The 14016-nt window shown below is 72.7% G+C and carries 13 protein-coding genes and 1 rRNA gene; 2 read left to right on the top strand and 12 right to left on the bottom strand.

Features of this window, described 5'->3' with window-relative positions:
- From ACIQJT_RS38265 to ACIQJT_RS38240, 6 genes are all read right to left on the bottom strand, one after another.
- Positions 1-1137 carry a glycosyltransferase family 4 protein gene (locus ACIQJT_RS38265; protein WP_402650219.1) on the bottom strand — a complete coding sequence of 379 codons (1137 nt, stop codon included), beginning with the start codon at positions 1135-1137 and terminating at the stop codon, positions 1-3.
- A gap of 178 nt (positions 1138-1315) precedes the next feature.
- The gene (locus tag ACIQJT_RS38260) at positions 1316-2119 is read right to left on the bottom strand and encodes a hypothetical protein (protein WP_402650218.1); all 804 of its coding nucleotides are present in this window, start codon (positions 2117-2119) and stop codon (positions 1316-1318) included.
- Positions 2116-3834 (bottom strand): DNA repair protein RecN, encoded by a 1719-nt coding sequence (gene recN / locus ACIQJT_RS38255; RefSeq protein WP_365457979.1) that lies wholly within the window; start codon positions 3832-3834, stop codon positions 2116-2118. Before recN ends, ACIQJT_RS38260 begins: the two co-directional genes overlap by 4 nt.
- Positions 3835-4020: 186 nt before the next feature.
- The gene (locus ACIQJT_RS38250; RefSeq protein WP_053847878.1) at positions 4021-4926 is read right to left on the bottom strand and encodes an NAD kinase; all 906 of its coding nucleotides are present in this window, start codon (positions 4924-4926) and stop codon (positions 4021-4023) included.
- Positions 4923-5738 carry a TlyA family RNA methyltransferase gene (locus ACIQJT_RS38245; protein ID WP_402650217.1) on the bottom strand — a complete coding sequence of 272 codons (816 nt, stop codon included), beginning with the start codon at positions 5736-5738 and terminating at the stop codon, positions 4923-4925. Before ACIQJT_RS38245 ends, ACIQJT_RS38250 begins: the two co-directional genes overlap by 4 nt.
- 7 nt (positions 5739-5745) lie before the next feature.
- A complete protein-coding gene (locus tag ACIQJT_RS38240; RefSeq protein WP_402650216.1) occupies positions 5746-6048 on the bottom strand; it encodes a hypothetical protein in 303 nt (100 codons plus the stop codon).
- 42 nt (positions 6049-6090) lie between these two features.
- Between ACIQJT_RS38240 and ACIQJT_RS38235 the strand changes: the two genes are divergently transcribed.
- Positions 6091-6438, top strand: coding sequence for an SCP2 sterol-binding domain-containing protein (locus ACIQJT_RS38235; RefSeq protein ID WP_402650215.1), 348 nt, complete (start codon positions 6091-6093; stop codon positions 6436-6438).
- On the opposite strand, the gene ACIQJT_RS38230 is transcribed toward ACIQJT_RS38235, so the two are convergent.
- From ACIQJT_RS38230 to ACIQJT_RS38215, 4 genes are all read right to left on the bottom strand, one after another.
- Positions 6422-7288: an ABC transporter ATP-binding protein gene (locus ACIQJT_RS38230; protein WP_365457247.1), complete on the bottom strand. Its 867-nt coding sequence runs from the start codon at positions 7286-7288 to the stop codon at positions 6422-6424. The genes ACIQJT_RS38235 and ACIQJT_RS38230 overlap by 17 nt on opposite strands.
- Positions 7285-8322: an iron chelate uptake ABC transporter family permease subunit gene (locus ACIQJT_RS38225; protein WP_365457244.1), complete on the bottom strand. Its 1038-nt coding sequence runs from the start codon at positions 8320-8322 to the stop codon at positions 7285-7287. Before ACIQJT_RS38225 ends, ACIQJT_RS38230 begins: the two co-directional genes overlap by 4 nt.
- On the bottom strand, positions 8319-9362 hold the full coding sequence (locus tag ACIQJT_RS38220) for a FecCD family ABC transporter permease (RefSeq protein WP_402650214.1): 1044 nt from the start codon (positions 9360-9362) through the stop codon (positions 8319-8321). Before ACIQJT_RS38220 ends, ACIQJT_RS38225 begins: the two co-directional genes overlap by 4 nt.
- Before the next feature lie 84 nt (positions 9363-9446).
- Complete coding sequence (locus ACIQJT_RS38215) at positions 9447-10478, bottom strand: HAD hydrolase-like protein (RefSeq protein WP_402650213.1); 1032 nt, start codon at positions 10476-10478, stop codon at positions 9447-9449.
- 72 nt (positions 10479-10550) lie between these two features.
- Here ACIQJT_RS38215 and ACIQJT_RS38210 point away from each other — a divergent pair, with 72 nt between their 5' ends.
- Complete coding sequence (locus ACIQJT_RS38210) at positions 10551-11843, top strand: DUF1015 family protein (RefSeq protein ID WP_402650212.1); 1293 nt, start codon at positions 10551-10553, stop codon at positions 11841-11843.
- A 57-nt stretch (positions 11844-11900) separates the two neighbouring features.
- On the opposite strand, the gene ACIQJT_RS38205 is transcribed toward ACIQJT_RS38210, so the two are convergent.
- Complete coding sequence (locus tag ACIQJT_RS38205) at positions 11901-12665, bottom strand: tetratricopeptide repeat protein (RefSeq protein WP_365457976.1); 765 nt, start codon at positions 12663-12665, stop codon at positions 11901-11903.
- A gap of 1259 nt (positions 12666-13924) precedes the next feature.
- Positions 13925-14016: ribosomal RNA gene (rrf, locus tag ACIQJT_RS38200) — 5S ribosomal RNA — on the bottom strand; the annotation flags it as partial.

Raw genomic sequence — 14016 nt, 5'->3', positions numbered from 1 at the left:
TCAGATGAGCGGCCGGGGCTGGGTCAACTCGTCGTAGACGCTGAGCACTTGTGCCACCGTCTCGTCCTCGGTCGGCCAGGTCGCCGCCTGCCGCGTCCCGCGCTCCTTGAGCAGCTCCCGGCGCTCGGGATCGCCCAGCAGCCGTACGACCGCGCCGGTGAGCGCCGCCGGGTCGCCGTACGGGACCAGTTCGGCCGCGTCGCCGACGAGTTCGGGGATCCCGCCGACCGCGGTCGCGACGAGCGGCACCCGCGCGTGGAAGGCCTCCTGGGCGAGCACCGAGCGCGCCTCCCAACGGCTGGGCAGCAGTACGAGATCCGCGGCGGCGAGCAGTTCGGAGATGTCGTCGCGCCGCCCGAGCAGCCGGACCGGCAGTCCCTCCTCCTCGATACGGCTCTGCAGGACCGCCCGCAGCGGCCCCTCGCCCGCGACGACGACCAACGGCAAGGGGTCGAGGAGGCTCCACGCGCGGGTGGCGTCCAGCAGCGTCTCGTAGCCCTTGTGCCGCTCCAGGGCGCCGACCGCCATCAGCAACGGCCGACCGATGGCGCCGAGTTCGGCCCGCACCTTGGGCCGCAGCCGGTCGGGATCCTCCTGCTCGTCGACTCCGCGCGGCTTGGGCAGGGCGACGGCGGCGAGGCGCGCGTCCCGGGCACCGGTCCTGCGGGCCCGGTCCACGAGTGCCGAGGTGGACCCGAGCACCACGGACGCCGCTTTCACGACCCGGCGTTCCAGAAGGCGCACGAAATGAGCCCGGGCGCCCTCGGCGTACGCCCGGTCGTGCCAGGTGACGACGAGCGGGGTCCGTCGTCCGCTCAGCGCCAGCACCGCGCGGAAGGAGGCGTGCAGCCCGTGCGCGTGCACCAGATCGGCGTCCGCGCAGGCGGCCCGGAGCACGGCGACGGAGGTCGGATCGCTGCTGCGCGGCACGTGCACGTGGTCAGCGCCGGCCCCCGTGAAGTCGTAGGCGCGGTCCGTCTCGGCGGGGGCGCACACCGTGACCCGCACGCCCCGCGCGACGAGCCCCGAGGTCAGGGAGCGCACATGCGCGCTGCTGCCGGCGTTGCCTCCGCCCAGCACCTGCACGGTGCGCAGCGGCGACTGGCCGTGCGGTGAGTGGCTGCTCACGGGGGTCACGTGGCCGGGCTCCTGGTTCGGGTCGGACGGTCACGAGGAAACGTACAGAAGGTGTCGAGCGGAGGGGTGTCCGCGCGCTTCCTACGCGTGATGGGTTCTCTGCCAAGGATGCCAGGACGCACGGGTGTTCCGTGCATGCGGAGAACGGGGGAAGGGCGTGTGCGGCGCGTCGCGTCACTCACAAGAGTGACGTGACCCCGCTTCCCTGCTCGAAGGTGTCCGACCTGAGGGGGCGCGGGGAACCGTCCGAGAAACCCCACCGGCCCGCAGCCGCCGCACGACTCACCTGATCCCCGCAGACCGCCGCGGCGACAACGGCGGCCGCGTGCACGAGGAGCCCCACCCTCCCGTTCGCCGCGACGACGGCGGTTCCCAGCGCCGCCCCCAGCGCGTGCGCCCCCACGTCCCCGATCATCACCCGCTCACCGAGGTCGTCCGGCAGCACGGCGGCCGCCGCGCCCACGGCCACGCCGGCCAGCTCCGACCGCGCCATCCCCGGCACCCCGAGCGCGACCACCGCACCGGCCGCCCGGCCGGGCCGTACGTCCACGAGGTTGACGACATGCGCGAACCCGGCGATCACCACACCCGCGAGCACCCGGTCGGCGGCCCGCTCCTTCATCAGCGCGCCCGCGACCAGCCCGGCCGCCGAGATCCCGAACAACTTGACGGCCCCGCTGGTGACTTCACCGTCCCGCAGCGCACCCAGATGTGCCCGGAAGCCCCGCCGACGGTCCCCGGCGAGGTCGTCGTACGCCCCGCAGAGCCCGGCGACGGCGACAGCGAGCCCCGCGGCGGGCCGGACCCGCCAGGCCCCGACCGAGGCGGCCAGCGCACTCGCGGGCCCGGCGTACAACCCGACCGTCCGCCCGGCGTGGTTCGTCCGCTCCCACCGCTCCCGGCCGCCCGGCGCCCTGGCGCGGAGGACGGCCGTTCCGGCGCGCGTGAGGGCGGCGGTCAGTACCGGGGCCGCACCCCTCACGCGTCCGCCCGGGCCGTGGCCAGCAACTCCTCCGCGTGCGCCCGGGCCGTCTCCGAGTCCTCCTGTCCGGCGAGCATCCGGGACAGCTCCCGGACCCGCTCCTCGCCCTCCAGCACCTTCACACCGGACCGGGTGACCGAACCGTCGTTGGTCTTCTCGACCAGCAACTGCCGGTCGGCGAAGGCCGCTACCTGCGGCAGGTGGGTCACCACCACGACCTGCGCCGTCTTCGCGAGCCGTGCCAGGCGCCGCCCGATCTCGACGGCCGCCTTGCCGCCGACACCGGCGTCGACCTCGTCGAAGAGGTACGTCGGCACGGGGTCGGTCCCGGCGAACACGACCTCGACGGCCAGCATCACGCGCGAGAGCTCACCGCCGGACGCGCCCTTGGCGATGGGCCGCGGCGGGGCGCCCGGGTGCGGGGCGAGCAGCAGCTCGACCTCGTCGGCACCGGCCGGTCCGTACGCGACCGCACGCCCGCCGACCTCCACGCCGTCCGGGTCCTCGGTCTGCCGGATGGCGAAGGACACGCGCGCGTGGGGCATCGCCAGCGAGGCCAGCTCCGCCGTCACCGCCGCGGCGAACCGCTCCGCGGCCTCGGTCCGGGCATCCGTCAACGCCTGCGCGAGTCCGCCCAGTTCGGCCCTGAGCGCGTCCCGCTCGGCGGTCAGCTCCTCGATCCGCTCGTCGTCGCCGTCCAGTTCGGTGAGCCGCGCGGCGCTCTGCTCGGCCCAGGTGAGCACGGCGGCCACATCCTCGCCGTACTTGCGCGTCAGCGCGGTGAGCGCGGCCCGCCGCTCCTCCACGGCCGACAGCCGCAGCGGATCGGCGTCCAGGTCGTCGGCGTATCCGGCGAGCTCGCCGGCCACGTCGCCCAGCAGGATCCCGATCTCCCCGATCCGGTCGGCGAGCGCGGCGAGGGCCGGGTCGTGCGACCGTACGGCTTCCAGAGCCCGCTGGGCGCCCGCCACGAGCGTCGCGGCGTCGATCCCCTCGGGGTCCTCGGGATTGCCCGCGAGGGCGGCATGGGCGGCCGTGGCGGCGGACGACAGCGCCTCGGCGTGACCGAGCCGCTCGGCCTCCTCGGCCAGCTCGACGTCCTCGCCGGCCCGCGGCTCCACCCCCGCGATCTCGTCGAGCCCGAACCGCAGCATGTCGGCTTCCTGGGCCCGCTCACGCGCGCGCGTGACGATCTCGTCCAGCTCGACGGAGACGGCCCGCAGCCGCCGGTAGGCCTCGGTGTACTTGGCGAGCGGCACGGCGACCGCGTCGCCCGCGTACCGGTCCAGCGCCTGGCGCTGCCGGTTCAGCTTGAGCAGCCCCTGCTGATCGGTCTGCCCGTGGACGGCGACCAGCTCGTCGGCGAGTTCCGCGAGGACCCCGACCGGCACCGACCGCCCGCCCAGGTGCGCCCGCGACCGCCCCTCGGCGGAAACGGTACGGCTGATCAGCAGCGCCCCGTCGTCGAGCTCGGCCCCGGCCTCCTCGGCCCGTACGACGACGGAGTCTCCGGCGGACACGGTGATCCGCCCCTCCACGACCGCCTTCTCGGCCCCGATCCGTACGAGCGCCGCGTCCGCCCGCCCACCGAGCAACAGACCGAGGCTGGTGACCACCATGGTCTTTCCCGCACCCGTCTCACCGGTGACAGCGGTGAACCCGGGCGACAGCTCGACGACAGCGTCATCGATGACTCCGAGCGACCGTATCCGCATCTCTTCCAGCACGGTGAAGACCTTACGAGGTCGGGGCGGCCGAGTGCGAGGTGCCCTTGTCACCCGGGGGAGTGTCAGGCTTTCAGGGGCGCGGGGCTGTATCGATTTGCGGCTCCGCCGCGCGGGCGCGAGCGACCACAGACCACCCGCACCCGCCGACGCCCCGTGACCAGCCCCTGCAGCCGGCTAGTGAGGCGCACCTCGCCATCCGGAAACGGGCAACGCGAACTTCGCCACAAGCCGGTCCGTGAACGACGCGTGATGCAGCCGGGCCAGCCGCACCGGCACGGCCCCCCGCCGCACCTCCACCCGGGCCCCAGGCGGCAACTCGAACGTCCGCCGCCCGTCACACCACAGCACCCCCGGCGGAATATGCGGCAGCAGCTCCACGGCCAGCACGGAGTTCGGCGAGGTCACCAACGGCTTCGCGAACAGCGCGTGCGCGGAGATCGGCACCATCAGCAGCGCCTCCACCTCGGGCCACACCACGGGCCCGCCCGCGGAGAAGGCGTACGCCGTGGACCCGGTGGGCGTGGACAGCACGATCCCGTCGCACCCGAAGCCCGTCACCGGCCGCCCGTCGATCTCCAGCACGACCTCGAGGAGCTTCTCGGCGCCGGCCTTCTGCACGGCCGCCTCGTTCAGGGCCCAGTCGGTGTGGACGATGTCCCCGTTCCGGTGAACGACGACATCGACGGTCATCCGCTCCTCGACCTCGTACGCCTTGGACACCACCCGGTCGACGACCTTGTCGAGGTCGTCCCGCTCGGCCTCCGCGAGGAACCCGACACTGCCCAGGTTGACGCCGAGCATCGGCACCCCGGACGCACGCGCGAACTCGGCGCCGCGCAGCAGCGTCCCGTCACCGCCGAGCACGATGAGCAGCTCGCACCCTTCGAGGCACTGCGGTGTCGCCTCCTTGACCAGCTGCACCTCGGGCGGCAGCGGCAGGTCGGCCGCCTCGTACTCCAGGACGCGCACCCCGATGTCGGAGCGCAGCAGCCCCTTCACGACCAGCTCGGCACTGCGAATGGCGGCGGGCCGCCCGGTGTGGGCGAGCAGGAAAACAGTACGAGCTCGGTTCTGGCTCAACGCGGCCCCTCCGCAACTGCACGGTCGACATCGGCCGGGTTCAGGGCGGGCGCCCCGGCACGCAGCCACAGAAAGTATTCGACATTGCCCGAGGGCCCGGGCAGCGGACTGGCCGTGACCCCGTTCACCCCGAGCCCGAGCTCGCCCGCCTTCTCGGCCACCCCGCGCACGGCCTCCGCCCGCAGCTGCGTGCTCCGTACCACTCCCCCGCTGCCCAGCCGTTCCTTCCCCACCTCGAACTGCGGCTTCACCATCATCACCAGATCGGCGTCCGGCTTCACGCACCGCACCAGGGCGGGCAGTACCAGTCCGAGCGGGATGAAGGACAGATCCCCCACGACAAGATCCACTGGTTCCCCATCGATCGCTTCGAGCGTCAACTCGCGTACGTTCGTACGGTCCTTGACGGTGACGCGTTCATCGCTCCGGAGAGACCACGCGAGTTGTCCGTAACCGACGTCGACGGCGACCACGTGCGCGGCCCCGGCCCGCAGCAGCACATCGGTGAACCCGCCGGTGGAGGCGCCGGCGTCCAGCGCCCGCCGCCCCTCGACGACCAGCCCCCGGGGCACGAAAGCCTGAAGGGCACCCGCGAGCTTGTGCCCGCCCCGGGACACGTAGTCGGGATCGCCGTCGTCGCTCTGCACCACGATCGCCGCCGCGGTCTCCACCTGGGTGGCGGGCTTGGTCGCGACGGTCTTGCCGACGGTGACCCGCCCGGCCGCGATCAGCTGGCTGGCGTGCTCACGCGAGCGCGCCAGCTTCCGCCGGACCAGCTCCGCGTCCAGCCGACGGCGTGCGACTCCTGCCACGTTCGGTTCAGCTCCTAGTGCCATACGAGGGTGAGGGCGCCCTCTGGTCATACGACGGTGAGGGCGCCGGAGGTCCCGGGCGCGCGTCGAGCGCGGTGAGCGCGTCGCGCAGCCCCCGGTGTACATCCTCGTACACCTCCAGGTGTCCGTCCGTGGCGAGGTGGTCGGCGTCGCCGAGCCGCTCCAGGCCGGCGTCCACCTCGGCGTTGCCGGTGGGGGTGCGAGGGACGTTCAGAGGGGCGGGGGCGGCCGGGTCGTACCCGGGTTCGGCCGCGGCCTCGTGCGAAGGCTCCGGAACAGCGTCGCTCATGCCCAGACGCTACCCCGAACCGCTGGGGTACCGTCGAGCGCGATGGCCACGATCGAGGAGTGCCGCGCCGCACTCGAGAAGCTCTCCGACAGCATGGGCAACGCCGAGGGGGACGTCGCCGCTGCGGCGTCCATGGACCGCTCGGTGAGCTGCCGCATCACCGATCTCGACGTCACCTTCGTCGGCCGGATGACCGGCGGCCGGATCGTGGTGCACGACACCCTGCAAGGTCCTCCGCGGGAGAAGGCCCAGATCGGACTGAGCATGTCCGGCGACGACCTGGTGGCGCTGGTCGACGGCGAGCTGAACTTCGCCAAGGCATGGGGCTCGGGCCGGGTGAAGCTGGAGGCGGGCCTCAGGGACCTGTTCCAGCTCAGGAAGCTTCTTTAGCGATCACGCCCGCGCGTGCCTTGCGCGCGGCCGGCACCACCAGCGGTGTGCCCGTCTCCGGGTCGTCGATGACCTGGCAGCGCAGTCCGAAGACCTCCTCGACCAGCTCGGCCGTGACGATGTCGTTCGGGGCGCCCTCGGCGATGACCCGCCCGCTCTTCAGCGCGATGAGATGCGTGGCGTACCGGGCCGCGTGATTGAGGTCGTGCAGGACCGCGACCAGGGTGCGGCCCTGCTCCTCGTGCAGCTCGGCGCAGAGGTCGAGGACGTCGATCTGGTGCTGGATGTCGAGGTAGGTCGTCGGCTCGTCCAGGAGCAGCAGGGGCGTCTGCTGGGCGAGCGCCATCGCGATCCACACCCGCTGCCGCTGACCGCCGGACAGCTCGTCGACGTACCGCTCGGCGAGTTCGGCGACCCCGGTCTGCCGCATGGACTCCTGGACGACCCGCTCGTCCTCGGCGGACCACTGGCGAAGGATGCCCTGGTGCGGGTAGCGGCCGCGGCCGACCAGGTCGGCGACGGTGATCCCGTCGGGTGCGATCGACGACTGCGGGAGCAGGCCGAGCGTGCGGGCGACCTTCTTCGCCGGCATCGACTGGATGACCTGTCCGTCGAGGAGCACCTTGCCCTGGCTGGGCTTGAGCATGCGCGAGAGGGCCCGCAGGAGCGTGGACTTGCCGCACGCGTTGGGGCCGACGATCACCGTGAAGGAGCGGTCGGGTATCTCCACCGAGAGCTGCTCGGCGATGACGCGCTGGTCGTAGGCCAGGGTGACGGTGTCGGCGGACAGGCGGTTCACGGTGCTCCTCGGGTTGTTCAGTCCGCTGCTGGGGGCGGTCTCGGCGGTCATATCCGGCCCGCCCTGCGCTCGGTGACCAGGAGCCACAGCAGGTAGACACCGCCGAGGACTCCGGTGACCACGCCGACGGGCAGCTGATCGGCGCCGAAGACCTTCTGCGAGACCAGGTCGGCGGTGACCAGGAGGGTCGCGCCCATGCACAGGGACGGCAGCAGGTTGGGGCCGGGCGAGCGGGTGAGGCGGCGGGCCAGCTGCGGTGCGGTGAGCGCGACGAAGCTGACCGGTCCGGCGGCCGCGGTGGCGGCGGCGGTGAGCAGGACGGCGGCGACCAGGAGCAGCAGCCGTACGCGTTCGACGCGCACCCCGAGCGCGTTGGACACGTCGTCGCCCATCTCCATCATCCTCAGGCCGCGCGCGTTGGCGAGGACCAGCGGGACGAGGACGGCGCACAGCCACAGCAGCGGCCACACCTGCGTCCAGTCCCGGCCGCTGAGGGAGCCGGTCATCCAGACCACGGCCTGGGCCGCCTCGGTGATCGTCGACCTGGTCAGCAGATAGCCGTTGACCGCCGTGACGATCGCGGAGACGCCGATGCCGACCAGGACCAGCCGGTACCCGTGCACCCCCTGCTTCCAGGCGAGCAGATAGATGGCGAGCCCGGTCACCAGGCCGCCCGCGAGCGCGCCGAGGGTGACCTGGGCCGCGCTCCCGGAGAACAGCACGATCACCGTGAGCGCCCCGGCCGTGGCCCCCTGGCTGAGACCGAGGACGTCCGGACTGCCCAGCGGATTGCGGGAGACGGCCTGGAACAGCGCGCCGCCGAGTCCGAGCGAGGCGCCGACCAGGAGTCCGACGAGGACCCGCGGCAGCCGCAGCTCGTTGACGATGAACTCCTGCCCGGCGTTGCCGTTCCCGAGCAACGTCTCGAGCACGTCCCCGGCGGGGATCGGGAAGTCGCCGGTGCCGATCAGCACGACGCCCGCGATGAGCGCGGCGAGCAGGATCAGGGCGACGACGACAGCGGCCCGGACGTCCAGCCGGACGGAGAGCCCGCCGGGGGTCCTGATGGCACGGTTGGTCCTCACAGCTGGGCCGTCCTCCGCCGTCGTACGAGAAAGATGAAGACCGGCCCGCCGATGATCGCGGTGACGATGCCGACCTGGAGCTCCGCGGGTCGGGCCACGATCCGGCCGATCACGTCGGAGCCCAGCAACAGCACGGGCGACAGGACGGTCGCGTACGGCAGGATCCAGCGCAGGTCGGGGCCGGTGAAGGAGCGCACGATGTGCGGCACCATCAGGCCGACGAACACGATCGGGCCGCAGGCGGCGGTCGCGGCCCCGCACAGCACGGTCGCGGAGAGCATGGCCAGCGCCCGGGTGCGGTTGAGGTTGGCGCCGAGGGCCTTCGCGGTGTCGTCGCCCATCTCCATCGCGTTGAGCGGCCTGGCCAGCCCGAGGGCGAGGAGGGAGCCGGTCGCGAGGAAGGGCAGCACCTGGAGGATGGTCGAGTTGTCCGCCGAGGACAGCGAACCGACCGTCCAGAAGCGCATCTTGTTGAGCGCCTGGTCGTCGGTGATCATCACGGCCTGGAGGTAGCCGTACAGGGCCGCGCTGATCGCCGTACCGGCCAGCGCGAGCCGCACCGGCGTGGCCCCCCGGCTGCCGCCCAGGAACCAGACCAGGGCGCCCACCGCGGCCGCGCCGGCAAAGGCGAACCACACATATCCGCTGAGCGAGGTGACGCCGAAGAAGGTGATCGCCGTGACCACCGCGGCCGACGCGCCCGCGTTGATGCCGAGGAGTCCGGGGTCGGCCAGCGGATTGCGGGTGAGCGCCTGGAGCACCGCCCCGGACAGGCCGAGCGCGGCCCCCGCGAGCAGCCCGAGGACGGTCCGCGACAGCCGGTCGGCCACCACGACGTCGGCGTAGCTCCCCGTGTCCTGGAACAGCCCGTGCCAGACCTGCTCCACGGACAGCCCTTTCGCCCCGACCGCGATGCTCGCCGTCGCGACGAGCGCCAGGATCACGACGGACACGAGGAGCCCAAGGACCCGTATCGCCCTGCAGGTTGGGGGCGCGGGGGCGGTCTCCGCGCGCTGTTCGGGAGGACTGTCGACCAACACGCAGTTAGGTTAGCCTACCCTGCCAACCAGCCACGATCCCGAGATGCAAACGTCACCGGACTCACAGATCCCCGCACCCCGCCGTCACAGTCGCAGCCGGTCCAGCGCCTTTCCCGCGTCCAGCTCGCACACACCGTCCCCGGCCGCCGTCCAGGCCGCCGCGCACAGCGCACGCAGCCCGTCCAGTGCCTCGCCGTCGCCGTCGAGTTCCAGCCGCCCAGCCTTCCCGGCCGTGGCGGTCCAGCCACCGCACCGGAACCCGTCGCCCGCCTCGACGACCTCGGGCTGACCGGTGAGCATCCCCCGCAGGTCCTGGTCCACATAGGTCGGCCGGTGCTGCGGCGGCGCGGCCAGGAGCTGGGCGCCGTCGGTGACACCGGTGAGCACGAGCAGCGAGTCCACCTCGCCGTTGAACGCGCCCTCGATGTCGGTGTCCAGCCGGTCCCCCACCACCAACGGCCGCTCGGCGCCGGTCCGCAGGATCGTCTCCCGGTGCATGGGAGGCAGCGGCTTGCCCGCGACCTGCGGCTCGGCACCGGTCGCGATCCGCACGACCTCCACCGCGGCCCCGTTGCCCGGCGCGATGCCCCGCCCGCTCGGAATCGTCAGGTCCGTGTTGGACGCGAACCACGGCACCCCGCGCGCGACCGCGTAACTCGCCTCGGCGAACCGCCCCCAGGGCAGGTCCGGCCCACCGAAGCCCTGCACCACGGCCGCCGGGTCGTCGTCGGCCGACTCGACGGGCTCCAGCCCCCGCTCCCGCAGCGCCACCCGCAGCCCCTCACCGCCGATCACCAGCACCCGCGCCCCGGCCGGCACCTGCTCGCTGATCAGCCGCGCGACCGCCTGTGCGGAGGTGATGACGTCCTCGGCCCCCGTCGGTATCCCCAGCTCGGTGAGGTGCCCGGCGACGACATCGGGCGTCCGCAGCGCGTTGTTGGTGACGTATGCGAGGTGCATACCCCCCTCGCGCGCGGTGGCGAGCGACTCGACGGCGTGCGCGATCGCGTTCCCGCCCGCGTACACCACCCCGTCGAGGTCGAGCAGCGCGGTGTCGTACGCCTCGCTCAGGGCCTGCCCACTGCCCTCGGGCCTCGTCCTCACGCGCTGACTCATTCCGCATCGCTCCTCGTTCGACGGCTTTCCCCCGATCATCCCCCATGCCACCGACACCCGTACGATGCCGGGATGAACACAGCAGGTCACCCGGAAGCAACGGCGCGCCGAGGCCTGGAACTCACCCCGTTCCGAGGCCTGCGCTACGACCCCGACCGGGTCGGCAGCCTGGCCGCCGTGACATCCCCGCCGTACGACGTCGTGGTCCGCCCCGACGGCCTGCACCAGCTCCAGTCGAACGACCCGTACAACATCGTCCGGCTGATCCTCCCGCAGGCCACCACCCCGGCCGAACGCAACGAACAAGCGGCCCGCACCCTGCGCGGCTGGCTCTCCGAGGGCGTCCTGGCCGCCGATCGCAAGCCCGGCCTGTACGTCTACGAACAGCACGACGGCGCCGGCCTGCTCCAACGCGGGCTCATCGGCACCCTGCGCCTGTCGGAGCCGTCGGAGGGCGTGGTCCTGCCCCACGAGGACGTCATGCCGCACGTCGTCGCCGACCGCGCCGCCCTCATGCGCGCCACCTGCGCGAACCTGGAACCCCTGCTGCTCACCTACCGCGGCAACGGCACGGAGTCCGTCACCACGGCCGCCATCGAGCGCACGGCCGAACAGCCCCCGCTCCTCGCCACCACCACCGAGGACGGCTACAGCCACCGCCTGTGGTCGATCACCGATCCCGCCGAAGTGGCCCGCATCCAGGCCGACCTGACCCAGCACCAGGCCCTCATCGCCGACGGCCACCACCGCTGGGCCACCTACCGCCGTCTACGCGCGGAGCACCCCTCCCCCAGTCCCTGGGACCACGGCCTGGTCCTGCTGGTCGACACGGCCCGCTATCCCCTGCGCGTCCGCGCCATCCACCGCCTCCTGCACGGCGTCCCGGTCTCCCGCTCCCTGGAGCTCCTCGACGGCCTCTTCCGCGTACGACGCCTCGACGTGCCCCTGGCCGAGGCCCTGGACACCCTCGCCGACGCGGCCTGCGCGGGCAACGCGTTCCTCCTCGCCGGGGACGGCGCCTTCCACCTCGTGGACCGCCCCGACCCGGACCTCCTGGCCCGCACCATCCCCGCGGACCGCCCCACCGCCTGGCGCACCCTGGACGCCACGGTCCTGCACGCCACGCTGCTCGCCCACGTCTGGCACGTCCCCGAGGATGACCCCGCCCGCATCGCCTACATCCACGACACGGCCGCCACGGTCGAGAAGGCGGAACGGAACGGCGGCACGGCGGTCCTGATGCACCCGGTCCGCGAGGACGTCGTCCGCGACCTCGCCCGCCAGGGCGTCACGATGCCCCGCAAGTCGACGTCGTTCGGCCCGAAACCGGCGTCCGGCCTGGTCCTGCGCGCGCTGGACGTGTGAAGCACGAAGGGGCGGGATCCCGGGATCCCGCCCCTTGTTCACCGAGCCGCGCGTGCGTCAGTCCTTGAGGTCGCCCTCTTCGTCGTCGACATCGTCTGCCACGACCTTCTCGACGCCCTCGGTGTCAGCCTCGTCCTCGTCCTCGTCGAAGGCGTCGACGAACTCGACCCCGTCGAGCTCGGCGAGCCGGTCGGAGGCGTCCGTGCTGCCGTCCTTGTCGGACTCGACGGCCTTGGCGAACCACTCCCGCGCCTCGTCCTCCCGACCGGCCGCGAGCAGCGCGTCGGCGTACGCGTACCTCAGCCGCGAGGTCCACGGCTGCACCGAGTTGGAGGCCAGCTCGGGGCTCTGCAGCGTCACGATGGCCGCGTCGAGCTGCCCCATGTCACGCCGGGCACCGGCCGCGACGAGCCGCATCTCGACCTGACCGGCCTTGTCCAGCTTGTGCACCTCGGGCGCGCCGGCCATGTCCAGCGCCTTCTCCGGCCGCCCGAGCCCACGCTCGCAGTCGGCCATGACGGGCCACAGGTCCACGTTCCCCGTCATCCGCCGCGCGGCCCGGAACTCGGCGAGCGCCTCGCTGTACTTCTGGTTGGCGTACGCCGCGAACCCGGCCGCCTCGCGTACGGCGGCGACACGCGACGCCAGCCGCAGGGCCACCTTGGAGTAGCCGTAGGCACCCTCGGGGTCCTCGTCGATGAGCCGGGCGACCATCACCAGGTTCTTGGCGACGTCCTCCGCCAGCCCCTTCGGCAGGCTCTGCAGCTCCTGGCGTACGTCCTTGTCGATCTCCTCGCCCGTGACGTCCTCGGGGATCGGCAGCCGCTTGATCGGCTCACGGTCGCGGTCCCGCTCGTCACGGAACCGACCGCCACCAGGACCACGCCGGTCGTCGCCACCGCGCCGGTCGTCGCGGCCACGGAACCCACCGGGCCGCCCACCACGGTCGTCCCTGCGCGGCCCACCGCGCCCGCCACGGTCGTCCCGCCGGTCGTCACGACGGAAACCCCCGCGCTCGCCCCGGTTGTCGTCCCGGCGGAAACCGCCACGGTCGCCCCGGTTGTCGTCGCGGCGCTCGTAGCTGCCGCGGTTGTCGTCCCGACGGAAGCCACCACGGTCACTACGGTCATCGCCCCGTCGATCGTCGCGTCGGTCGTCACGACGGTCGTCACGGCGCTCGTAGCTGCCGCGGTTGTCATCACGACGGAAGCCGCCGCGGTCGCCTCGGTCGTCACGACGGAAGCCACCGCGGTCGTTGTCGCGGAAGCCGCGGTCACGGTCGTCACGTCGTCCGTAGCCGCCACCGCGGTTGTCCCCACCACGCTGGTCGCCGGCACGGTTGTCGTCGCGACGGAAGCCCCCACGCTCCCCGCGGTCATCGCCCCGACGGTCGTCACGGCGGTCATCACGACGCCCGTAACCGCCGCCCCGGTTGTCGTCACGGCGGAAACCACCGCGGTCGTTGTCACGGCGCTCCACACGCTCGCCACGGTCCCCGCGCTCGTCCCGGCGGAAGGCAGGCCGGTCACCGTCGCGTCGGAACCCACGGTCACGGTCGTCACGACGGGGACCGGTCGGGCGGTCGTCGCGACGGAAGGCGGGGCGAGGTCCACGGTCGTCCCCACGCGGGCCACGGTCACGGTCGTCACGCCGTGCGAAGCCGCCGCCGCGGTTGTCGTCGCGACGGAAGCCGCCACGCTCCCCGCGGTCATCGCCCCGACGGTCGTCACGGCGGTCGTCACGGCGGGCGTAGCCACCGCCGCGGTTGTCATCACGGCGGTCATCACGACGGTCGTCACGCCGGCCGTAGCCGCCACTGCGGTTACCGCCGCGGTCATTGCCGCCGCGGTCGCCTACACCGCGGTCGTTGTCGCGACGGAAGCCGCCACGGTCACCACGGTCTCCTCGGTAACCGCGCTCGCCGCGGTCACCACCGTCCCGTCGCCGCTGGTCGCGTTCCGGTCGGTCGTCGGGAGAGTTGGTGGACATGGTGACTCCTGTCTTCGGTACTGCAAGCATTCTAAAAACAAAAGGACCCCTGGTCCCAGCTGAACGCTGGGACCAGGGGTCCTCCAAAGATTGTTCGGCGGTGTCCTACTCTCCCACAGGGTCCCCCCTGCAGTACCATCGGCGCTGTAAGGCTTAGCTTCCGGGTTCGGAATGTAACCGGGCG

Source organism: Streptomyces sp. NPDC091972 (genome assembly GCF_044756385.1).
In the GTDB taxonomy this organism is placed as follows: domain Bacteria; phylum Actinomycetota; class Actinomycetes; order Streptomycetales; family Streptomycetaceae; genus Streptomyces.
The sequence above is the reverse complement of the archived record's forward strand: the minus strand, read 5'-3'. Positions and strand labels throughout refer to the sequence as shown.